This is a genomic window from Streptomyces sp. NPDC014864, from assembly GCF_043081525.1.
Classification (GTDB): domain Bacteria; phylum Actinomycetota; class Actinomycetes; order Streptomycetales; family Streptomycetaceae; genus Streptomyces.
Genome location: NZ_JBIBWT010000018.1, coordinates 92,362 through 114,358 on the forward strand (window position 1 = coordinate 92,362; position 21,997 = coordinate 114,358).

Consider the following 21,997-nt stretch of genomic DNA (forward strand, 5'->3'; position numbering starts at 1 on the left):
GAGCGCGCAAAGGGCGGCCTCCGATGCCTTCGGCGCCCGGCGCGCTGGCCGACCCCCGGTGTGGGTGAAGACATGCAGGCCTCACGGCATCCCGCTCACGCTGTGCCCGCGTGCTTGAACACCTGATCGTGATGCCAGCGGATGTACTCCCGGCCGGGGGCGGAGTGGCCGGGGCGAGGCGCAGTGAGGGGTTGCTGGTGCAGAGCGTCAACGGTGCCTCCAGCGTGACTGCGGGCGACGTACAGCCGGGAGACGCTGATGCGCAGGTCGTCTGTCAGGCCCAGGACGCCGAGGTCGAAAAGGGTATGGTGCAGGGCGCACAGAGCGAGCGCGTTGGTGAGGGCGTCGGGGCCGTCTTGGCTGTGCCAGCGGATGTGCGCGGCTTCCAGGCCGACTGGGTTGCGGCCGAGCATGCCGTCGTACCCGCAGAATGCGCACGCGTAGGCATAGGCGCGCAAGACCTCCTCGGCGAAACCCGCTCGCCGGGCACGGCGCGTCGGGGTGACCGGTTCGCTTGCCGCGCTGTCGAGCAGGGTCGGCTCCAAGCCGAGGGCAGCACACAAAGACGGCTGCAGATTGGGCGTGAAGTGCTGATCCAGCAGCAGCCGCACGGCTGCGGCCAGCGTGACGGGATCCGTCAGCAGCCTCTCGATGTCGGGCTGCAACCTGCCGTGGGCGCCTGCCGCGCGGAGCCGGGCACCACGCTCGGGCACATCCGGGCCCAGCTTGTTGCCGGCGTTGTCGTGCAGTTCCCACAGGGCGCGCTCGAGATGCACGAAGGGCATCGCAGCACGTTCTCGGGCCCGGGATGGGCTGGCGAGGGTGGGCCCGAAGTCATTGATGAGCCGGCTGACCGGCTCTTCGGCCTCTTCGTACGACACCGCGCTCGTGCCGCAGATGTGGAAGCGGGCGAACAGCCACAGCAGCAGCAAGGGCTTGTGCGGGGCCCTGCGCAGGCCTATCTGCGCGCGCCGAAGCCGCGTCAGATGCGACATGAGATCTTCCGGACTCACGCCCCACACCCTGTCACAGCTCCCAGAATGCCAGGCTGCCTGGCCGGCATTGCTGTGGGGGAGTGGGCACGGAAGGTTTCTTTGCCTTCGGCCACCCCAGCGCCAACCCCAACCCCGGGCGCTCTAGCGGCCATCGAAGTAAATCGCCACGGCAACCCACAGAGGGAAGCCGATGGAGCAGATCAGCGCGAGCACCAGCCCCGCCAAGCAACCCCACTCGGTCAGACGGGCGCTGGTCCTCGCGTAGTCCTCGCTCTTCTGCATGACCTCATTCAACCGACACCCTCGCTCCACCCGCTCCCTGCCCCGAGACAAGCACACCTGCCCGGGGCGGTAGCGGCCCCAGGGCGGGGCCCTGTCCACTGGAGCGCGGTCCGCCGTCGTTGATGAGCATCGGCACCTGTCGCGGCAGATTTGCAGCGGGCTCCACCCCCTCACTGTGATCTGCACCTTTCCCTCAAGCTCTCGCTCTCGGGGGACGCCTGGCGGAGCCAGAGCCAACTGACCGGAGTCGTCGTTAGAACGCGTCCTGCCTGTTGTGCCCGGGTTTCTGGATTCAGGCTCTGGGCCCACCGCATAGGCAGGAACATGGGTGGGGGTCGGGGGCGGCCGTCGGGACAAACGCACAGGGAGGGACAGGCGATGCCGGGGGCAGAGGAGTCGGTGTTCGTCAGCTACGCCGGAGTGGACCGGGCCTGGGCTGAGTGGGTGGCGTGGCAGCTGCGGGAGGCCGGTCACCGCGTGGAGCTGGACGTGTGGGACTGGCGCACCGGCGACAACTTCGTCGAACGCATGGACCAGGCACTGCGGCGTGCCACCGCGGTGGTGGCACTGTTCTCCAACAGCTATTTCGATCCTGCGCGCTGGACTCGTGAGGAGTGGACCTCCATCGTCGCGGGCCGACGTCGGCTCATCCCGTTGACGATCGAACCCCTCAGCGGCAGCGACATCCCCGACATCCTGACCGCGGCGATCCGCAGGGACCTGCACGGTCTGGACGAGCAGGCCGCGATCAGCGCACTGCGGGACGCCCTCGACGGCCCCACCGGCCCGCTCGCGTCCCCGCCGTTCCCCGGAGCTGCAGCGGTGGCGCCTGCCTCCGGCGAGGAGGCTCCCGGCACGCGTCCGCGGCTGCCCAGCGGCACGGGCGTCCCGGGGGTGTGGAACGTGCCGGCCCGCAATCCGCATTTCACCGGCCGCGAGGCGATGATGACGCGGGTACGGGAGGGGCTGCTGGGCGGCCGGCAGGCGGTGGTGCAGGCCCTGCACGGCCTGGGCGGGATCGGCAAGACCCAGCTCGCCCTGGAGTACGCCCACCGTTTCGCCAGCCAGTACGACATCGTGTGGTGGATCGACGCCGAACAGGCCGACCAGATCCCCATCCACTACACCGAACTGGCCACCCGGCTGGGCATCGCCAGACCCGAGGCCGGAGCCGACCACACCGCCCGCTCCCTGCTGGAGCATCTGCGGACCCGGGATCGCTGGCTGATCGTCCTGGACAACGCCGACGACCCCAGCGCCTTCGAGTCCGTGCTGCCGACCGGCCCCGGCCACGTTCTGATCACCTCCCGCAACCCCGGCTGGAAGGACATGGTCCCCAGCCACGGACTGAACGTGTTCACCCGCAGCGACTCTGTGGCCTACCTGGCCACCCGCATCCCCGCCATCGCCGCGCAGCAGGCCGACGTACTCGCAGACGACCTCGGCGACCTGCCCCTGGCCCTCGCTCAGGCCGCCGGCGTCATCACCACTGGCATGACCCCGGACCGCTACCGCCACCTGCTCACCGGCAAGACCGCCGCCCTGATGGCCAGTGGCGGCCCGCCCGGCTACCCCGCCTCCCTGGTGGCTACGGTGGACATCGCCACCGTCCGCCTGGTCGCCGACCACCCCCAGGCCGCCGAACTGCTCCGCCTCGCCGCGTTCCTGGGCCCCGACCCCGTCCCCACCGCCTGGTTGGAGACCAGCCGTGACCGGCTGGCCACGCTTACTATCGATCCCGACGACTTTATGTGGCCCCAGACCGCGCTCCAGCCGCTGGCCCGCTCCGGCCTGGCCGGTGTCGACCACGAAACCTTCCAGATCCACCGGCTCACCCAGGCCATCGTCCGCGACCACACCAGCGAGGCCGACGCCACCGCGGCAGAAGACGACGTCACCACCCTCCTGACCGCCGTCACCCCCAACGACACAAACGCCCCAGCGGCCTGGCCGACCTGGGCCGCCCTGACCTCCCACCTCACCGCCCGCCTGGACGCCGCCGCTCAACACCCCCCACTGCACCAGACACTCATCCGCGCCGCGCGCTACCTCTGTGTGAGCGGGCAGGCGCGCGCCGGCCGCGACCTGGCCAGCACCCTCCACCCCACCTGGGTCACCACCCTGGGCGAGGACCACCCCGACACCCTCGGCATCGCGCAATACCTCGGCCATGCCACCGCCGATCTCGGGGAGTACGCCGAGGCGTGCCGCATCATCGAGGACACTCTCGAACGCCGTCGCCGCGTCCTGGGCGAAAACCACGCCGACACCCTGCAATCCGCCAGCGACCTCGCCGCCACCCTGGGCCGTCTCGGGGAGTACGCCGAGGCGCGCCGCATGGGCGAGGACACTCTCGAACGCCGTCGCCGCGTCCTGGGCGAAAACCACGCCGACACCCTGCAATCCGCCACCAACCTCGCCACCACCCTGGGCCATCTCGGGGAGGAGGAGGAAGCGCGCCGCATGGGCGAGGACACTCTCGAACGTCGTTGCCGCGTCCTGGGCGAAAACCACCCCGAAACCCTCCAATCAGCCAGCAATCTCTCCGCCACCCTGGATCGTCTCGGGGAGTACGCCGAGGCGCGCCGCATGGGCGAAGGCACTCTCGAACGCCGTCGCCGCGTCCTGGGCGAAAACCACCCCAACACCCTCCAAACCGCCATTAGCCTCTCCGCCACCCTGGGCCATCTCGGGGAGTACGCCGAGGCGCGCCGCATGGGCGAGGACACTCTCGAACGCTGCCGCCGCGTCCTGGGCGAAAACCACCCCGACACCCTCCAATCCGCCAACAACCTCGCCACCGCCCTGGCTAATCTCAGACAACTCGCAGCGGCAGAGCGACTCCTCAAGGACGTTCGTACCCGAAGCCGCCGCGCCCTGGGCGAAAACCACCCCGCCACGCAAAACTGCACGGAGAACCTCGCCTGGGTACTTACCGCCCTGGGTAGACCATTTGAAGCCCAGAAAATGCGCGCATCTGGTGGTAAAGCAGGCCAGCGCCGAGCGCGGCGGAAGCGCCGCTAGAGGACCCCGCCCCACCGCCGATGCCGCGCCCCGGGCCGCGCGACCTGACCCCGCTCCCCTTTTCCAATCCATCGACCGTAATAGCGTAGTTGCGGGGATCACGCTCATAGCGGGGGCTGAGTCGGCGGTAGCCGGACAGCCACGACATGGTGCGCTCGATGACCCAGCGGCGGCGCCCTAATCGTTCGCTGGACTCGATGCCTTTGCGGGCGATGCGGACACCGATGCGCTTGCCTCGGAGCCACCTACGCAGGTCAGCACGGTCGTAGGCCTTGTCTGCATGCAGGCGCTGGGGTTTGAAGTGGCGGCCGCGGTAGGGGTCGTCTCTCGTTTGGTGACTCTCCACCATGGGCTTCAGCCCTTCGCTGTCGTGAGTGTTGGCGGCCGAGACACCGACGAGGAGGGGCAGTCCGTTCGCGTCCGACAGGACGTGCATCTTGGAACCTGGCTTGCTCTGGTCCACGGGGCTCGGACCTGTGTGTTCGCCCCCTTTTTGGCCCTGACATGGGCGGTGTCGAGCACGACGCGGGTGACGTCAATGAGGCCGGCATCGTCGAGCTGGTGCAGCACGGCCTCGTGCAGCAGGCCCCAGAAACCGGCTCTGGACCAGATGAGGAACCGGCGGTGGGCAGTGGATTTCGATATGCCGAAGCAGGGCGGCAGGGCCCGCCAGGCGCAGCCGCTGACTAGCACATAGATGATGGCCGCGAACAGCGTCTCGTCCGGTGATTCCGAAGAACGCGCCCAGCTGTTGTCGTAGTTCCTCGTCGGATGGGCCCGCTGCGGATCCGAGTTCAGCGCGGACGGGCTGCTTCGGTGGACCGGGCGGAGATCTCCGCGGGCTCGGTGAGAAGCTCCATGTGGCCCTCCGACCGTGTGGAGCTCGGCCGTACGAAGCCGGGCCGTGCGGCCAGCAGGCCGCATACGAGTTCCAGTACCAGTACCAGCACCAGCAGCAGCCAGATCGACACCCCCCAGCCGCCGGTGACGCTGTGCAGCACGCCGAAGGTTAGCGGGCCGGAAGCGGCGAGGAGATACCCGCCGGACTGGGCCATGCCCGAGAGCCGCGCCGTGATCGCGGCATTGGGTGAGCGCAGGTTGAGGAGCGTAAGGGCGATCGGGAACGCGCTGCCCGTGGCGACCCCAAAGATCGCGATCCAGACCCATCCGGCCTGCGGGGCCAGGAGCAGGCCGCCGAGTCCGATCACCATCAGGGCAACGACCCCGAGGACGAGCGGCTGCTGGTCGCGCAGGCGGGCGGCGACCACTGGTACGACGAAACCCAGGGGGATGCCGATGATGATGACGACCGAGTTCATCATCCCGGCGGTGGCGGGCGCGAACCCGTGATCGCGCATCATCTCGGGAAGCCACGCCGTCAGCGTGTAGAACATCATCGACGTCATGCCCATGAAGACCGTTATGGACCACGCCAGCGGCGAGCGCAGCAGCGACCCCTTCTCTACATGAGCCTCCGTCCGAGTCTCCGCGTGAGTGTCTGTCTGGGGTTGCGCCCGAGCGGTGGACGTGGATATGGAGGCGTGGGCGGCCGGTTGTTCCGGCGGCCGCTTCCGCCCGCAGAGTGCGAGCGGGGACCACGCCAGGGCCGCGATCAGAGACGGGACCGCCCACACGACCAGAGCCAGCCGCCAGCCGCCCACGTCGTCCAGCGGGACGGCCAGGCCCGCCGCGGCGGCGCCGCTGACTGACATCAGCATCATCGCCAGGCCGGTGAGCGATCCCACGCGGCGGGGGAACACGCGCTTGATGACCGCCGGCACCAGCACGTTACCCGTGGCCATCCCGGCTCCGGCCAGCACAGTGCCGGTGAACAGCGCCGCCTGGGCGGGGACCACACGCAGCAGGAGCCCGATTGTGATCACCAGGAGCGCTCCGGTGATCGCCGCCTCGGTGCCGATCCGGCGGGCGAGCACGGGGGCGAGCGCGGAGAAGATGCCCAGGCACAGCTCCGGCAGGGCGGCGAGCACGCTGACCTCAACGCCGGTGAGCCCGAACTTGTCCTGGAGCTCGCCCAGGACCGGGGGGATACCGGTGATGGCCGCCCGCAGGTTGAGGGTCAGCAGCACCAGGCCGATGAGGGTCCAGATTGCTGTGAAACGAGTGATACGGGGAGTGGTCATTTCGCCTTCGTCCTGCGCAGCAGCGCGTCGAACGTCGGGTGCGGGCAGTAAGAGGAGCGCTCCGGTCTCGGCACACCGATGGATCGTTCCCAGAACGTCCGGGTGATCCGTGAATCAGAGCGCCGGGCGCGCCCGGCCTCGATGCGAAGGTGCGTAGCGGCGAGGGGCATGACGGAGACCGCGCGTCACGAGCAGCACTAACGGCCGCAGTGGGGGCACTGGATGTCGTGTCCGCCCGCGGCGAGTCCCTTGCCGTCGGTGCCGTAGGGAACCAGGACCATCTGAAACCGTCCGCAGGCGCAGCAGCTCCAGTCCACGGCGCTCTCGCTGGTGGTGTGCCGGGAAACGATGGTGTTCGTGTTGGTGTCCATGGCAGCAGGATGACTCCGCACGACCGTTGCGGTCTATTGCACGTTTTGCGGGTGATGTGTGCAAAATGTTTTCATGATTGACCTGCGCCGACTTCACATGCTCCGCGTGGTGCACCAGCAGGGCACAGTCACCGCGGCCGCCGAGGCCCTGCACCTTACCCCGTCGGCGGTCTCCCACCACATGCGCGAGCTCGCGCGCGAGCTCAAGGTCCCGCTCCTGGAGCCGCAGGGCCGCGGCATCCGGCTGACCCCGGCCGGGCGCCTGCTCATCGACCACGCCGACGCGCTGCTGGCCCGGTGGGAGGAGGCGCAGGCGGAGCTGGAGTCCTACCGGGCGGGCATGACCGGACCGCTGCGCATCGCGGGCTTCACCACCGCGATCAGCGGCCTGATCGCCCCCGCGGCCGGGCGGCTGCGACACAGCCATCCCGACCTCCTGGTGCAGGTGCGCGAGTGCGACACTGTGGAGAGCATGGACCTGCTGGTGGCGGGCGAGGTAGATCTCGCGGTCGTGGAGCCCATCGAGGGCGGGCCGCCGCCGGATGACGCGCGGTTCGAACAGAGCCCCCTGCTGGAGGAGCCGCACATCATGCTGGTGCCCGCCGACCACGCGCTGGCGCGGGCGGTGTCGGTGCGGCTGGAGGACGCGGCGGCCGAGGACTGGATCGTCGCCGACCCGGGCACCTGCGATCACGCCCAGCGGGTGCGGGTGCTGTGCGCGGCGTCCGGGTTCTCGCCGCGGATCGTGCACGCCGCCACCCACTGGCCGGCGGTCTGGTCGCTGGTCGGGAACGGGCTGGGCGTCACGCTGGTCCCACGGCTGGCCGAGGGCCCGGCGGGTCAGGCGGTGGTGCGGGTGCCGGTGTCGAGCGAGAACATGCCGACGCGGCGGATCCTCACCTGCGTGCGCCGGGGCAGCCAGCGGAACCCGCTTATCGCCCTCGGGATACGGGCGCTGGAAGAGGCGGTGCGCGACCACCAGACCAAGGACGACTGGCCTCAATCCGCCTGACGGCTCACCCGCTGGGTTAGCCTGGCCCCGGACGCCCTCGAACTAGTGTGATGCGCCGGAAATCGTGGTCTTAAGTCTCTGGCTGGTTCTCGGTGGCTGGCGGAGTGACCTTGGTGAGGTAGTCGGCGAGGGAGTTGAGGATCTCGTCGGCGGTTTTGGTCCAGGTGAAGGGCCTGGGGTTCTCGTTCCATCCCTCGATCCAGGCCTTGATGTCTTGCTCCAGTGCCTTCACGGAGGTGTGGACGCCGCGGCGGATGAGCTTGTCCGTCAGCAGGCCGAACCACCGCTCGACCTGGTTCATCCACGAGGAGCCGGTGGGGGTGAAGTGGACGTGGAAGCGGGGGTGCTTTCCGAGCCACGTCTTGATCTCGGCGGTGTTGTGGGTGGCGTAATTGTCACAGACCAGGTGGACGTCGAGGCCGGCGGGCACGGCCTTGTCGATCGTGACAAGGAACTTCTTGAACTCGATGGCCCGGTGGCGGCGGTGCAGTTCCGATATGACGCTGCCGTCGGCGATGTTGAAGGCGGCGAACAGGCTGGTGATGCCGTGCCGGTAGTAATCGTGGGTGCGCCGCTCGGGCATGCCCGGCATCATCGGCAGCACCGGCTGGGACCGGTCCAGCGCCTGGATCTGGCTCTTTTCGTCCACGCACAGCACCACCGCTTTCTCGGGCGGATGGTGGTACAGGCCGACGACGTCGACGACCTTCGAGATGAACTGCGGGTCGGTGGAGAGCTTGAACGCGTCCTGGAGATGAGGCTTGAGGTCGAACCTCTTCCAGATCCGCCCGATGGTGGACTTCGACAGCCCGGAGTGCTTCGCCATCGAGGCCCGCGACCAGTGCGTGTCCTGGCCCGGGGTGGACTCCAACGTCGCAGTGAGCACATCCTCGACCTGGTCCAGCAGGATCGAGGGCGGCCTGCCCGGACGCGGCTCATCGCTCAGCCCGTCCAGCCGCAAGCGGATGAACCTCGACCGCCAGCGGTTCACCGTTCCCTGCGACACACCGAGTTCGGCGGCGACGTCCTTGTTCGACCCGCCCTCCGCGCACCGCAGCACGATCCTCGCCCGCAGCGCCAGGAACTGCGCGGTCTTGGCCCGCCGCGCCCAGCGCGTCAGCTCCGCCCGCTCGGCCTCGGTGAGCATCAGCTCCGACTTGCGCCGACCCGGCCGCGGCTCGTCCACCAGGCCCGCCATCCGCCGGGCCACGAACCGCGAGCGTCACTTGCGCACGGTCTCCGTGGACACCTCGAAGTCCGCCGCTACAGCGGTATTTGAGGCACCCTCCGCACAGGCCAGAACGATCCGGGCCCGCTCCGCCACACGGGCCGACACCACGCCACCCGCCCAACGTGCCAACTCCACACGCTCCTCGGCAGACAGCACGACTTCGACAGCGCGAGGACTCCGAGACACCATGAAAACAGCCTACAGACTTAGAGCCGCTATTTCCGGCGCATCACACTAGTACTCCAGCAGCGTTTCGCTATCTGGCCTGGTCAGAGGGCATCGTCCGGAGTGTAGTTGGCTGGTGGTGTGTCGGGGGCGGTCTTGCCGGACCGCCCCTCCAACGAGTGGCACCGAGCACTGTCCGAGTTGCGATGAGGGCAGCCTCCCCGCGTGATCGACGACCTTGCCGACGCGACCTGGGACCGTGAACTCAACGACCTCTTCCTGCGCATCGGCCACCGTTTCGGCCGCGCCGACCTGCGACACCGCATGCGCGACTACGTCCGCGCCTTGCTCGGCCCGGTCGGCCGCAAAAACGGCTGGCAACTGGCCGAACACGCCGGCCACCGCACCCCCGATGGTCTGCAGCGGCTACTGAACAGGGCTACCTGGGATGCCGACGACGTCCGCGATGACCTGCAGGCATACGTCCCGACACGCTCGGCGAGGCCGATCGGATCCTCATCCTCGACGACACCGGCTTCGTCAAGAAGGGCACCACCTCCGCGGGGGTGCAGCGCCAGTACTCCGGCACCGCCGGGGCTTGAATTTCAATTAGTGCCTGTTCAGGCGAAGTTGGTGGGACGGTGGACCATGACCGTGCGTCCACCCGTCTCCGCCTTACGGGCCAAGTTCGATCGGATCCTGCCGCATCTCGACGAGCGCCTCCGTCGGCTCTACCTGGCTAGCGAGGCCGCGGCCATCAGCCACGGCGGGATCACTCTGGTTGCTGCCGCCTCCGGGACCAGTTCCGCCACGATCGCGCGTGGCGTCACCGAGTTGGCCGGGGACCCGGTGCCGACGCGAAGGGTGAGGGCTGCGGGAGCTGGCCGCAAGCCGTTGACCGTCACCGACCCCGGCCTGCTGGCGGCTCTGGAGGCGCTGATCGAGCCGCACACCCGGGGTGATCCCGTCTCCCCGTTGCGATGGACCACCTTGTCGCTGCGGGCCCTGGCCTCGACTCTGACGTCGCAGGGCCATCCGGTCAGTGCCGCAACCGTCGGGCGCCTGCTGCACGGCCTGGGCTATAGCCTGCAGGGCACCGTCAAGACCACCGAGGGCGCCGGCCATCCGGACCGCGACGCCCAGTTCGCCCACCTGAACGCCACGGCCACCGCCTTCCTCGACGACGGACAGCCGGTGATCAGCGTCGACACCAAGGCCAAGGAGTGGCTCGGCAACCGAGACCGACCCGGTCGCACCTGGCGGCCGGGTAAGGACCCGATCAAAGTCGACTGCCACACCTTTACCACCAGCGACCAGCCCGTCGCCATCCCGTATGGGATCTATGACGTCGCCACCAACACCGGCTGGGTCAACGTCGGGACCGACCACGACACCGCCGAGTTCGCGGTGGAGTCCATACGCCGCTGGTGGCAGCGCCGCGGACAAGTGCACCACCCGGACGCAACCCGGCTGCTGATCAACGCCGACGCCGGCGGCTCGAACGATCCCCGCCGCTGGACCTGGAAGAAACACCTGGCCGCCTTCGCCCTGGAGAGCGGCTTGGAGATCGCGGTCTGCCACTTTCCGCCGGGCACGTCGAAATGGAACAAAATCGAACACCGAATGTTCTGCCACATCACCGCGAACTGGCGCGGCCGACCACTGACCAGCTACCAGGTCGTCATCGAAACCATCGCCGCGACGACCACACGCACCGGGCTGACCATCGACGCCGAGCTGGACACCGGCAGCTACCGCCTGGGCACTACGGTGACCGCCGCCGAGTTCCAGGCCCTGCCGATCACGCCCGACGCGTTCCACGGCGACTGGAACTACACCCTGGCGCCGGTCCCGCCCCGAACGCCACAGACGCCGGCGACCGCCCGGCGGATCGACCCCGACCTGACCACGATGCTCAGCAATCCGGCCCTGACCGGCATGCCACGGTCCGACTTCGAACGCCTGGTGGCAGTCTCCGAGCCGTACTGGGACGCCCTGGCCGAAGCGGCCTTCCAGCGACGCTTCCACCGTCCGCGCAGTTACCTCCACCCGCAGACCAGCAGCCTGGACCACTACCACCGCCTCCTGGCAGCGCTCTTACGCCGACGCAGGGCGGTCACCAGCACTCTCCTGGCCCAGCTGCTGGGCGTTACCCGCACCAACCTCTCCAACCAGTTCCAAGACGGGCACCGGCTCCTGGACCTGCATCGCATCGCCGTTACACCGCTGCCTGGGTCGCCCGCCCGGACCCTCGAACAGCTTCGAGTTCGCTTGCCTGACGAGGACCATCCGGAAGATCAACCCTGACAGTTATTCAGAAACAAGCCCCCGGGCGGACGGAGAACTGCCAGGTCGGTGTCTGATCGCCGGCGGCCTCTGTCATCCACAGTGATGCGGACAACCTGGGCTGCACGGCACCTGCCCCGTACGTCTCAGGGCATCCCGCCTGTGGCGCCGAGACCGCCGGTGGAGTGACCTACCGTTAGGGCTTGATTTGCCGCCGCCATGGGCACAGGGCTATGTCGGTGGCCTTCTGCAATGACTCGCGGATCGCGGCTGGGTTGGCTCGGTGCTCCGGGTCCTCCATCAGCGTGCTCAGGGCGCCGGTAGCCGCGCCGACGAAGGCGCCGACCAGGGCGGCGGCGCTCACCGCGTCGAGCCGGTCGGGGTAGGCCGCAGTCAGGTGTCGGGCGATCTCGCGCTGGCTCTCCCACTGCAGTTGTAGGGCACGGCCCCGGACCGCGGCCACCTCCATGGTCAGCCGGATTCTCAGGGCGGCGAGCGGGCCGGTCATGTCCTCGCTCTCGTCGTTGGCCTCACGGAGCGCGCGCAGCAGGACATCGGCGGGCTCCTCATCCGGCGAACGGTTGGCGATCGCGTCGACCGCGACGCGCACCCTGCGGTCGGTCTCCGGGAACAGCACATCCTCTTTGCTTGGGAAGTAGCTGAAGAAGGTGCGGGTGCCGATCTCAGCGGCGGCCGCAATGTCGGCGATTGTGGTCGCCTCATAGCCCTTCCGCTCGATCAAATCGACAGCGGCGTCGACCAGCGCCTGCCGGGTGCGGGCCCGCTTGCGGTCGCGAAGTGACATGGAGACAGTTTACCGCATGAAATGCTAGATGGCGTCCATTGCAATTATGCATTCAGTGCATTTACGCTCAGTGTCATGCGGACGGTACTCATCTCCGGAGCCGGCGTTGCGGGCTCGACCCTCGCCTACTGGCTGGCCCGCGCGGGGTCCCGGCCGACCGTCGTCGAGCGGGCGAACGGGCAGCGTTCGAGCGGCAACCCGGTCGACGTGCGCGGCCCGGCTCTTCCGGTGGTCGAGCAGATGGGGGTGGTCGACGCCCTGCGCGCGGTGGCCACACAGGCGACCGGCATGCGGTTCGTCCACCCATCTGGTCGACTGAGCCGCCGGATGTCGATGCCCGCCAAGCGCAGCGCGGCCGGCACCCCGGAGGTCGAGGTGCCGCGCGCGGATCTCGCCCGGATTCTGTACGCGGCGGCCTGCGACGACGCCGAGTTCGTTTATGGCGACACCATTACCCGGCTCGACCAGGACGCAGGCGGGGTCGACGTCACCTTTGAGTGTGGCCCGGCCCGTCGGTTCGATCTGGTCGTCGGGGCGGACGGGCTGCACTCTGCGGTGCGCCGACTCGCCTTCGGCCCGGAGGGCGACTTCGTGCGTCATTTCGGCGTCTACGTGGCCACCACACCGCTCGGTGAGCCGCCCGAGGAGTCGCACGACGTGCTGCTCTATAACACGCCGGGCCGGCTCGTGGCGGTGCATCCGGCCCGCGGCAAAGCGGGGGTCGCGTTCATCTTCCGGCATCCCGCTGTCCCGGGCTTCGACCACCGCGACTCTGCCCAGCACCGGCGAATCCTTGCCCAGGCGTATGCAGGGGAGCGTGGCTGGCGGGTGCCCGAGTTGCTGGCCCGGGCCCAGCGGGCGGACGACCTCTACTTCGACGCGGTCAGCAGAGTGGTGCTGCCGTCTTGGTCGGCCGGGCGGGTGGTGTTGCTGGGCGACGCGGCGGCCTTGGTCTCGCTGTTCGGCGACGGTTCGAGCATGGCCATCGCCGGCGCCCGTACGCTGGCCGCCGCCCTCACCGAGGGCGACCATGTCGCCGCATTCCGGCGCTACGAGGCCGAGCACCGGCGCCACACCGATCCCCGAGGGCGTGGCGCCGGTCTAGCGGCGGCCATGCTGATCCCAAAGAGCCGGGCGGGCGTCGTTACCCGCAACGCGCTGGCCAAGCTGCTGCCGCCCGGACGGTGATCGCTTCTGCCGCCTCCGCGCGCATGTGGCAGATCAGTTGGCGGACGCGTGTTGCAAATGAGTCGACGGAGGACAACCGCGCGGGGCCCTGCTGAGCTGGGTGGCTTCTGCGATCGATCCCCTAATGCATCTTCGGGCTAGGACACCGCGCAACGCTCGGCGAGTTCGGCGAGCTGGTCTGTCAACGGCGGGGTGGTGATCACCTTGTCCGGCCGCGCTGAACGCAGCCGCCATCGTCTGTCGTTTCGCCGGGACAGCAGTACAAGGTCTGAGACTTCGTCCTGACCGGCGCTCTCTTGATAGGTCCAACGAGTGTGCGGCGGTGGTTGGTTCCGGATAGGGATGTGATGTTTCGCCGAGCCCGTCGACCTGTCGCAGACACCGTGACGGCTCCATACTCCAGGACCTGACGCACCGACGGGCGAAAAAAGGAGCACGGTGAGCGCAGCGGCGACAGCAGGGACCTGGAAGCTCGGGGACCTGGAGGTGAATCGCATCGGCTACGGCGCGATGCGGCTGACGGGTAACGGCATGATGGGGAACTCCGACGGCACGCCAATCGACCGCGATGCCGCCGTCGGCCTGCTGCACAGTGCGTTCGAGCAGGGCGTCAACCACATCGACACGGCCGCCTTCTACTTCTCACCAATGCGGTCCGCGAACGAGCTCATCAACCGCGCCCTGTCGTCCTGGCACGGCGACGTGGTCGTGGTGACCAAGGTGGGCCCGGGACGCGATCCCTCCGGCGAGTGGATCACCAGGGCCCGCCCCGACCAATTGCGTGGCCAGGTCGAGGAGAACTTGCGACAGCTTGGCCGGGACTACCTCGACGTGGTGAACCTGCGCGTCAACGGCCCCCTCACGGCCTCGGTCGCCGAGCACTTCGGCGCCCTCGCCGAACTGTGCGAGGCCGGCCTGATCCGGCACCTCGGTCTCTCGGGTGTCCTGCCCGAGCACGTGACCGAGGCCCAGACGATCGCGCCCGTGGTCTGCGTGCAGAACTCCTACGGCCTGGACTGGCGCCGCGCCGACGATAGTGGGCTGGTGGACCTGTGCGGGGAGCAGGGCATCGCCTTCGTCCCATTCTTCGCGGTCTCCGGCCTGCGGCGCGAGGCAGCCGCAGGCCAGGAGCAGGACGCCCGCGTCCAGTCCGTCGCCCGCGCCCACAATGCGACGCCGGCCCAGGTGCGGCTCGCCTGGACCCTCCACCGCGGTCCGCACGTACTGGCCATTCCCGGCACCACTAACCCGGTACACCTGGCAGAGAACATCGCCGCCGGAGGCCTGCGCCTTACCGAGGAGGAGTTGGCCGTCCTCGACAAGCCGATCAGCCCCGCGACTTCACCGCGAACGCACGGGTGAAACCACTGATATCGGGACAGCAGACCCGTGGGTTTCCTCTGATACCCCTTCAGCGTGTGCATCACATCGTCGGCTCTGTACCGGGCGGTATCGGACCACGGTCATGTGCGGGGGGAGGGGTGGAGTGGCCGAGGCGCCGCGACCGCTGTTGCTGTGAGTGTGTCCACGGCCGTTGCGACCGCTTCGGGGTTGGAGATCATTGTCAGGTGTCGGGCGCCGGGTATGAGTGTCGGGGGTGGTGCGCCGATGCGACGGGCGGTTTCCTGCGGTGTCTGCCGGGAGAGCACGGTGTCCTGGGCGCCGAATACCACCGACTTGGGCAGGCGCACCCCGGCGAGCCGGGCCACCCGGTTGGCGGGCAGACCCGGCACACCTGCGGCCAGCATGTCCCACAGGGCTCTCTTCGCGCCGGGCACCCGCAGCGGGCGTCGCCACTGATCCAGGCCGGCGGCGTCCCGGCGCGGGCCGGCGGGGCCGCACTGTGTGTCGTACACCTTGCGGATTACCGCGTCGGTGCCGAGCCCGAGTCGTAGCAGGCTGGTGCGGTACGGCTCGATCAGCATGTATGTGAAGGCCGGCGGCGGCCCGGCGCCTGTGTCGAGGGCGTCGCCGTCCACGTGCGGGTCGCCTGTCGTCACACCATTCGTTCGACGACAGTTCGGTGTGATGGGCGCGGGCGCGGTCGGTGGGGGATTGTCAGTCGCTGGAGTGCGGTGCGCGCGTGGGTGTGGGGGTGGATGGGGGTGCTGGTGCGGGTGCGGGGGTGTGGCTGCCCAGGAGGCGAGCAGGCGTAGGTTTTCTTCGGATGGCGTGCGGGTTGGGCGGTGCAGATGGTGAGGGTGAAACCGGGTTCGGCGGCCGTGTCCAGGCCTTCGTAGGCGGGGGTGAGGTCGCCGACGGCGTGGTGGTGGAAGCGTTTGGTGCCGGTGCCGGTGCCGGTGCCGGTGCCGGTGCCGCGGTGGCGGACGTCGTGGCGCCCCAGCGGGTGCGGAAGTCGTCGCTGCGGGTGGAGAGTTCGCCGACGAGGTCGTGGAGGTCTTTGTCGTGGGGGGTGCGGCCGGCTTCGGTGCGCAGGATGGCGACGGCGACGTCCGCGGCTTGCTCCCAGGCGGGGTAGAAGCGGCGGGAGGTGCATTCGCGTTGGCGGGAGGGGTACGCCGTCCGCCAGCGCGGCCGTCCGGTGGGCATCCCGTCGAGGCCGATCCCCGCGGCCCGAGTTCGGGCCCTGTCGCCCCACGATCAGCCGGCCTCCGCACGGGCCCGGGATGTCAGCCGGTGTTTATGGGCGTTGTGATGGGAGGGGTGCGAGTGTGGGCCAGCGAGCGAGCATTCGTTGACGCAGGTGCGTGCTGAGCCGGCTCAGGCCGCTCAGGTCGGCGTGGCCGGCAGTCATCTGGCCGACGACACCCAGCCGGTGGACAAGGCGTTGCCGGGCGGTCGCGGTGCCCCACTTCCAGTCCCGGACCGGGATCCGGGCCAGGTGGTCAGTGGTTCCGCGGTGGGCCCTCTCGACCAGGGCGTCGCCTCGCAGCAGCCAGGCGGCGCACGCGTCGGCGAGATCGTCGTGGAGTTCCGTGCCGGTCGCGGTGCGCCAGGCCGTGCGGTAGGCGGTCTCTGCCCGGTCCAGCAGCGGGGCGGGCGCCGCAGTGACACACCAGCACGTTGGGAAGCCGATGCGCAGGTAGGCGAGCTCCACCAGTCCGCTGCCCAACGATGCCTGTTCGAAGTCGATGAACCTGATCCCGCTGATGGTGTGCAGGTCATTGCCGGGACACGGGTCCCCGTGGAGAAGGGCATGCCCCGACGCCTGGCCAAGCCGTTGCACGAGGTCGTGAAGCTCGTCGGACACGCGAGGCGCGACGGGGACCTCAAGAGCCCTGGCCAGCCTGAGGAAGGATGCGACGTCGGCCTCGTCGGGGCCCAGCCAGCGGGGGAGTACTCCGCCGTCCTCCGGCCCGGCAGTGGCATGCAGCCGGGCCAGGGCCGCCGCGTAGTCGACGATCCAGTCGCTGGATGGGCGCTGGTGGTCCAGATGCTCCAGGACCAGCACCCGCTCGCTGGGATCGGTGCCCAGCAGTGCGGGCACCACAGGCGCCTCAGCCCGGGCGGCGAGCTGCAGCGCGGCCACCTCGCGGGCGTACCGCTCGTGGGCGTCAGGACCTTCGATGATCTGCTTCACCACCGCCAGTGTCCCGGCCAGCTCCACGCGCCACACACGTGAGCGCGGACTGCTGCCCAGACGCCGAGAGCGCCTGGGTGAGCCCAGCTCGGCTCGTAACTCATCCCCGAACGGCAGTCGCGACCACATGGCCTCATCGTTCCACGAGGGGCGAACAACTCTGCAGCTGCCACGGGTAACTGGCGGCCGTCCACGCTGCAGTTGCTTGCGAGCGTTCGGCCAGTACGCCGCGTGCGAAGCGGGCCCCCGCACCTGCCCACCCCGCGTGATCGGTTTCGACACCCACCTGTCCACCGTCTTGCGCGCCCTCAGCCAGCTCTACAGTGCCCCCGAAGCCCGTCCAAGGCGCCGTCGCATCGACGCCTATGACCTACTACGTCGCTGATACCGTCACCCGCCGCTACAGCGCCATCCTGGCATCGAACTCCCGATCCCCGAGCCCCTCTTCGCTGAGTGAGTCGCGTGGCTCCTTACCGCGACGCCGCCTCGGACAAGGCGTCCGGGGCCCTCCCGTCCCTCTGAGCCGGTGCTCCCTGCCCGCCGTTCGGCGCGTTCTGCCGGTGGCGAGGCGTGTGAGCAGGCGGTGGTGGCCGGCAGGGGCCGCACAACTGCGGCAGGCGGGCAGCCAGCAGGGGGGATGGCTTTCGAGGAGGCGGAGTTCGTCGACGTATACGTGGTCCTGTACCGGGGACCGCCCGAAGGGGGAAGGACTCCTGACACTGAGGCCGTTCGTGTATTGCCTGGCGGTGAGGCCTACGACGCCACTGGCCGGTCTTCGTGAGGGGGTGTCGAGTCGCTTCTTCTCCATCGTCGTACAGGGGTTGGTCAGGCACTGGTGGCCCAGTTCAGTGTGCGGCTTTCTTCACTGTCAGTGGCCGGTTTGATTTCTTCGCTGGCGGCCACTTCAGCTCCCCGCCGTGGCCGTTCGATGCCCCGCTGGTGGTTACTTCGTGTGTGCAGCGTGAGGTCATCCTCGGCGGTGCTCGCCCCACAAGGGCAGGATCGGAGGCAGGTCGCTGAGCCCGCGAGCTGGCCGCTTGGGCATCGGCGACTCCCCGTCGTCCCCGTCCCAGCGGCGCGCGTATTGGTCCGGAAGGCTGCCCCAGCCCCAGTAGGGGACCGGCCGGTCAGGTGCCTCGCCGAGTTCGTCGAGGGGGTCGATGCGCTGTTTCGCCACCGTGCACAGGTGGGCCCAGTCGTCGCCCATGTCGAAGACATAGGCGAACTGCTCGCCGGCCTGCAGCCTACTCAGCTTGGTGGCATGGCCGTCCACGGTGCCGTCCGGGGCCTCGTCGTCCCACCACTCCAGAGGGCTGACCCGGGCGCCGTCGGACAACGTGAACAGGTGCAGATGGGCCGGGTCCCAGCGGCCGAAGGCGAGATCGATGGCCGTGGCGAACTGGGCGAAGGAGTGTGAGCGCGCGGCGGCGAAGACCCGGCCGGGGCGAGGCCACAGGTCCGCACCGTGCCCGGAGACCAACTCCACCCGGATGGAAAGCCAGGTACGTGCCACGATCACAACCCCTTCATGCGCCAGGTCCCCGAGCCGGCACCAAGGCTACTGAGTGCGACTGCCAGGTGGGCAATCGAGCCGGCCGTACGTCGGGGCGTGCCAGGTGCCGGCCCGACGCGCCATGGAGCGCGATGACGACGCGGTGGCCCAGTGGGCAAGGAGGTGTGGCCCTGCGCGGAAGGCCCGCGGTGGCGCGGAGCCCGGCTCATCTTCGAGGACGAAGCCGGATTCTCCATGACGCCGCCGCAGGCGAAGACCTGGTCGCAGCGCGGCCGGAGCCCTGTGGTTCGGGTTCGTGGCCGGGCCCGCAGACGCGTCTCGATCGCGGCGCTGACCTGGAACCGGCCAGACGCCGGTCTTGGGCCCCTCTCGCAGCTGGCGCCAGGCCTTCGTCCCGCGGGTGTCCACGGTCTGAGCGGCGATCTCGCGCCGGGCGAGACCGGCTCGCAGCACGTACGTGGCGCCCGGCGCCCCGGTCCACCAACCGCCATTCCCTATCGGTGAACGAATCACCGCTGCGGACACGACGGTCGATGCCTCCGGGCCCGGTGACACCACCCCATTTTGTGGTCGTAGGCGGTCGGCGCGCATGACTGGCTGGCCGCGCATGCACCTGGCTCCCCTCACAGGCCCCCTTGGAATCCATCATCTAGGCTGGCGCGGTGACTGATGGGCAGGAGCGGTTGCAGCCGTCGGGAGTGTGGGCCACGGCGGTGGGGGTGGCCAGGGTGCGGGCGCTGGAGACCGAGCGGGAGAACGCGCTGTTCCGTGATCCTCTGGCACAGGCCTTCGCTACCGCCGGCGGCCTGTGGCCCTCCTCGCCGCTGCCCGATGACGAAGCCGCGCAACGCCGCCGGCGGGCCGTGTCGTTCTCCATCGTCATCAGGACGAAGTTCCTTGACGACCTTTTGCAGCAGGCCTCTTCGTCCGGGGTCCGGCAGGTCGTGCTGCTCGGCGCCGGCATGGACAGCCGGGCCTTCCGGATAGACTGGCCTGAGGGCACTCGGCTGTTCGAGGTCGACACCGCTGCGCCACTGGACTTCAAGGCTTCGGTGCTGCGCCAGGAGCGGGCCATCGCACGCTGCGAGCGGATGACAGTCGCGGTGGACTTGCGTGAGGACTGGCCAGGCGTGCTGGCCGCCGCAGGGCACGACCCGGCCGTGCCGACCGCGTGGATCGCCGAAGGACTACTGATCTATCTGCCCGAGGACGCGGTGGAGCTACTGCTGGCCCGGATCAGCGCGCAGTCGGCGGCAGGCAGTCGGATGGGGCTGACTTTGGGCTCGCGCGGCGTGATCGAGCGCTTCGGCGGGGACGCCGCGCCGGGATCGGCGGCGTCCATGTGGGTCTCGGAGATGCCCGACGACCCGGTGGGCTGGCTGGCCGGGCACGGCTGGGAGGCCGACAGCCATACCCTGCGCGAGCGCGCTGCCGCCTACGGCCGCCCGATCAGCAGCCTGCCGCAGCGCGGGGAGCGGCCCGGCGGACTGATCTCGGCGCTCCGCCGGTAGGGCGCCTGACCTGTGGGCCGCCTCCGGCGGCCGCACGCCTCGCTCGAACGTCTTCGTCCTCAAGAGCCCTACGTGTAGCGGATTTGGGCCACCGGACCCTGACCGCTTTCCAGTCTCGGACCGACGAGCCGTCCAGCCCGCCAGGCCGTCCGGTGAGTCGCTCGAGGGCCCTGTTCACCGCCTCAGCCAGGTGGTTGGAGCTGTAACCGTGCTCCTCCATCTGAGCGTGTGCTTCGAGGTCCGCCCGCACCGGGCCGGAGACGGCATCCCCGAACGCGACGCGAGCCACGTGGGGATGGTCCGGCGGGGGACGGCCCGGCTGCGGTACTGCGGTCTGGAGAGACTGGTCCACGACACCACGCTCATCGTCTCGGAGCTGGTCACCAACGCCGTCCAGCACGGCAGCGGCACACGGGTCACCTTCACCATGACGGTCCAGGACGGCTTCTTGAACCTGGCCGTGCACGACGAGACGCCGTCGGCGATCCCGAAACCGGAGCGCCCGGGCGCCGATGCGGAGAGCGGACGCGGCCTGTTCCTGGTGGACCTCCTCGTGAGGGAGCTGGGCGGGGGTTCACGGACGACGGCACCTGCGCCTGGTGCACTCTCGCCCTGGCCAAGGAGGTTCGGTGACCGCCACCGTGCAGCTCTGGAGCCGCCCCGTACCGGCGTGGACGCCGCCGCTGCAGCGTGACGCTCTACAGGCGGTGCTCACGAGTATCCGCCGGTGGCAGCCGTTCGACGGCGGCGCGCTACTGGACGACACCGGAGATGTCCTGCACGACTCCGCGCCGGCCGAGGAACAGGTGGACGAGCTCGCACAGCGCCTCCGCGGCCACCTGATGCGCCTGGTGGACATGGCCGTCGCTACCCAGGCCGGAGCGCGAGACAGCGAGGCTGCCCGGCTCGTCGGGCACGCACCCGGCGCTGCGAGGACTTGCCCGGCGACCACTGGAAGGCCGTCGGGCACCTGCGCCGGATGGGCTGGGCCGTCAACGAGCTCCACGAGCAGCTGGTGGCCACGAAGCGCTTGAAGGAGACGGCATGACCACCGCGGCCGCGACGCCGGTACGCCCCACCACACCTCCGAGGAAGAACAGCGTGCACACCCCCGCCGACCCGGCCGTCATCCCCTACGTCGTACAGCGAGAAGGGGAGGAAGCCGCCCCCGACAACCTGCTGCTGGCCAGCGTGGGCGCCGACCGGTACCGGCTCTACTACGCGGACGAGGACCCCCGGGACAGGACCTGCGCGGAGTGCTGTGGGCGCGCTGCTCGTTCAACCCGGTGGACGCCGACCGGGTGCCGACGGGTAAGCCGCAGTGGCGCATGATGCACCCCCAGCGGCAGATGTCGACGATGCAGGCCCTGCACTGCCAGATCTGCGCCCGGCGTGCGCGCACGCCCCTCGGGTGGATCTTCCTCGCCGAGCCGGAAGCCATCACCCCCGAGCAGGCCCCCGTCCTGACGAACCAGCCGCCGGTGTGCGCCCGGCACGTGCGCGCCGCCGCACGACTGTGCCCACACCTCGACGGCCGGCCCACCGTCTTCCTCGCACAGAGCGCGCCCCTGTACGGGGTGCACGGCGTGGTGTACGGCATCGGCGACCAGGGCGTCAGGTCATCGCCCGTCCCGACGAGCCCCTGCCGTACGGGCACCCAACCTCCCGACGTTCCTTGCCTCGCAGCTCGTACGCTGGCTCAGCAGCTTCCGCACCGTCGACATGGACGAACTGATGGAGGAGCTGGACGGCAGAGCCGCGTAGCTCCTGCCCGGCGGCCCGGCTGGTCCCGTGGCCGTGGCCGTCGGGCAGCGCAAGCACCCGGCGCCGCCCCTGTCTCCGTGTCCTCCGTATCCCTACGGCAGCACACCCAGCGCCGGGCCCAGCCCCCCTCGCCGCCCGGTGATCCCTGCAAGCGGCGAAGGACAGCGC

The 21,997-nt window shown here is 69.5% G+C and carries 17 protein-coding genes and 5 pseudogenes; 10 read left to right on the forward strand and 12 right to left on the reverse strand.

Features of this window, described 5'->3' with window-relative positions:
- Positions 1-95: 95 nt before the first annotated feature.
- Together ACF1A5_RS27680 and ACF1A5_RS27685 are read right to left on the reverse strand one after the other, a co-directional pair.
- A complete protein-coding gene (locus ACF1A5_RS27680; protein WP_392195594.1) occupies positions 96-1,013 on the reverse strand; it encodes a phosphorothioated DNA-binding restriction endonuclease in 918 nt (305 codons plus the stop codon).
- 123 nt (positions 1,014-1,136) lie between these two features.
- Complete coding sequence (locus ACF1A5_RS27685; RefSeq protein ID WP_392195595.1) at positions 1,137-1,277, reverse strand: hypothetical protein; 141 nt, start codon at positions 1,275-1,277, stop codon at positions 1,137-1,139.
- A 378-nt stretch (positions 1,278-1,655) separates the two neighbouring features.
- Between ACF1A5_RS27685 and fxsT the strand changes: the two genes are divergently transcribed.
- Positions 1,656-4,301 (forward strand): FxSxx-COOH system tetratricopeptide repeat protein, encoded by a 2,646-nt coding sequence (gene fxsT / locus ACF1A5_RS27690; protein WP_392195596.1) that lies wholly within the window; start codon positions 1,656-1,658, stop codon positions 4,299-4,301.
- Positions 4,302-4,386: 85 nt separating this feature from the next.
- Here fxsT and ACF1A5_RS27695 read toward each other — a convergent pair.
- From ACF1A5_RS27695 to ACF1A5_RS27705, 3 genes and pseudogenes are all read right to left on the reverse strand, one after another.
- Positions 4,387-5,039: pseudogene (locus tag ACF1A5_RS27695) on the reverse strand (IS5 family transposase); the annotation flags it as partial.
- 56 nt (positions 5,040-5,095) lie between these two features.
- Entirely contained in the window at positions 5,096-6,442 is a 1,347-nt protein-coding gene (locus ACF1A5_RS27700) for a CynX/NimT family MFS transporter (protein ID WP_392195597.1), read from the reverse strand.
- Between the two features lie 197 nt (positions 6,443-6,639).
- Positions 6,640-6,813 (reverse strand): hypothetical protein, encoded by a 174-nt coding sequence (locus tag ACF1A5_RS27705; RefSeq protein WP_392195598.1) that lies wholly within the window; start codon positions 6,811-6,813, stop codon positions 6,640-6,642.
- A 73-nt stretch (positions 6,814-6,886) separates the two neighbouring features.
- Between ACF1A5_RS27705 and ACF1A5_RS27710 the strand changes: the two genes are divergently transcribed.
- The gene (locus ACF1A5_RS27710) at positions 6,887-7,825 is read left to right on the forward strand and encodes a LysR family transcriptional regulator (protein ID WP_392195599.1); all 939 of its coding nucleotides are present in this window, start codon (positions 6,887-6,889) and stop codon (positions 7,823-7,825) included.
- Between the two features lie 70 nt (positions 7,826-7,895).
- On the opposite strand, the gene ACF1A5_RS27715 is transcribed toward ACF1A5_RS27710, so the two are convergent.
- The gene (locus ACF1A5_RS27715; RefSeq protein ID WP_392195649.1) at positions 7,896-9,023 is read right to left on the reverse strand and encodes an IS630 family transposase; all 1,128 of its coding nucleotides are present in this window, start codon (positions 9,021-9,023) and stop codon (positions 7,896-7,898) included.
- A 24-nt stretch (positions 9,024-9,047) separates the two neighbouring features.
- The gene (locus tag ACF1A5_RS27720) at positions 9,048-9,191 is read right to left on the reverse strand and encodes a helix-turn-helix domain-containing protein (RefSeq protein ID WP_392195600.1); all 144 of its coding nucleotides are present in this window, start codon (positions 9,189-9,191) and stop codon (positions 9,048-9,050) included.
- A 309-nt stretch (positions 9,192-9,500) separates the two neighbouring features.
- On the opposite strand from ACF1A5_RS27720, the pseudogene ACF1A5_RS27725 reads away from it, so the two are divergent.
- Together ACF1A5_RS27725 and ACF1A5_RS27730 are read left to right on the forward strand one after the other, a co-directional pair.
- Positions 9,501-9,817: pseudogene (locus ACF1A5_RS27725) on the forward strand (transposase); the annotation flags it as partial.
- 52 nt (positions 9,818-9,869) lie between these two features.
- A pseudogene (locus tag ACF1A5_RS27730) lies at positions 9,870-11,500 on the forward strand (ISAzo13 family transposase).
- Positions 11,501-11,703: 203 nt separating this feature from the next.
- Here the strand turns inward: ACF1A5_RS27730 and ACF1A5_RS27735 are convergent.
- A complete protein-coding gene (locus tag ACF1A5_RS27735; protein ID WP_392195601.1) occupies positions 11,704-12,312 on the reverse strand; it encodes a TetR family transcriptional regulator in 609 nt (202 codons plus the stop codon).
- A gap of 75 nt (positions 12,313-12,387) precedes the next feature.
- Between ACF1A5_RS27735 and ACF1A5_RS27740 the strand changes: the two genes are divergently transcribed.
- Positions 12,388-13,500: an FAD-dependent monooxygenase gene (locus ACF1A5_RS27740; protein WP_392195602.1), complete on the forward strand. Its 1,113-nt coding sequence runs from the start codon at positions 12,388-12,390 to the stop codon at positions 13,498-13,500.
- 438 nt (positions 13,501-13,938) lie between these two features.
- The gene (locus tag ACF1A5_RS27745; RefSeq protein WP_392195603.1) at positions 13,939-14,862 is read left to right on the forward strand and encodes an oxidoreductase; all 924 of its coding nucleotides are present in this window, start codon (positions 13,939-13,941) and stop codon (positions 14,860-14,862) included.
- A 101-nt stretch (positions 14,863-14,963) separates the two neighbouring features.
- Here the strand turns inward: ACF1A5_RS27745 and ACF1A5_RS27750 are convergent, their stop codons facing one another.
- The 4 genes and pseudogenes from ACF1A5_RS27750 to ACF1A5_RS27765 all read right to left on the reverse strand — a co-directional run bounded on the left by ACF1A5_RS27750 (position 14,964) and on the right by ACF1A5_RS27765 (position 18,554).
- Complete coding sequence (locus ACF1A5_RS27750) at positions 14,964-15,500, reverse strand: alpha/beta fold hydrolase (protein WP_392195604.1); 537 nt, start codon at positions 15,498-15,500, stop codon at positions 14,964-14,966.
- Positions 15,497-16,050: pseudogene (locus tag ACF1A5_RS27755) on the reverse strand (hypothetical protein). The gene ACF1A5_RS27750 and the pseudogene ACF1A5_RS27755 overlap by 4 nt, the downstream one beginning before the upstream one ends.
- A gap of 91 nt (positions 16,051-16,141) precedes the next feature.
- Entirely contained in the window at positions 16,142-17,170 is a 1,029-nt protein-coding gene (locus ACF1A5_RS27760; protein WP_392195605.1) for a phosphotransferase family protein, read from the reverse strand.
- Positions 17,171-18,008: 838 nt separating this feature from the next.
- Positions 18,009-18,554, reverse strand: coding sequence for a hypothetical protein (locus tag ACF1A5_RS27765; RefSeq protein WP_392195606.1), 546 nt, complete (start codon positions 18,552-18,554; stop codon positions 18,009-18,011).
- A gap of 662 nt (positions 18,555-19,216) precedes the next feature.
- Here ACF1A5_RS27765 and ACF1A5_RS27770 point away from each other — a divergent pair.
- The 4 genes and pseudogenes from ACF1A5_RS27770 (at position 19,217) to ACF1A5_RS27785 (ending at position 21,397) form a co-directional block, all read left to right on the forward strand.
- Positions 19,217-20,065: a class I SAM-dependent methyltransferase gene (locus ACF1A5_RS27770; protein ID WP_392195607.1), complete on the forward strand. Its 849-nt coding sequence runs from the start codon at positions 19,217-19,219 to the stop codon at positions 20,063-20,065.
- A 208-nt stretch (positions 20,066-20,273) separates the two neighbouring features.
- The gene (locus tag ACF1A5_RS27775) at positions 20,274-20,759 is read left to right on the forward strand and encodes an ATP-binding protein (protein WP_392195608.1); all 486 of its coding nucleotides are present in this window, start codon (positions 20,274-20,276) and stop codon (positions 20,757-20,759) included.
- A 112-nt stretch (positions 20,760-20,871) separates the two neighbouring features.
- Positions 20,872-20,949: pseudogene (locus ACF1A5_RS27780) on the forward strand (hypothetical protein); the annotation flags it as partial.
- A 160-nt stretch (positions 20,950-21,109) separates the two neighbouring features.
- Entirely contained in the window at positions 21,110-21,397 is a 288-nt protein-coding gene (locus ACF1A5_RS27785; RefSeq protein ID WP_392195609.1) for a hypothetical protein, read from the forward strand.
- Positions 21,398-21,997: the final 600 nt, after the last annotated feature.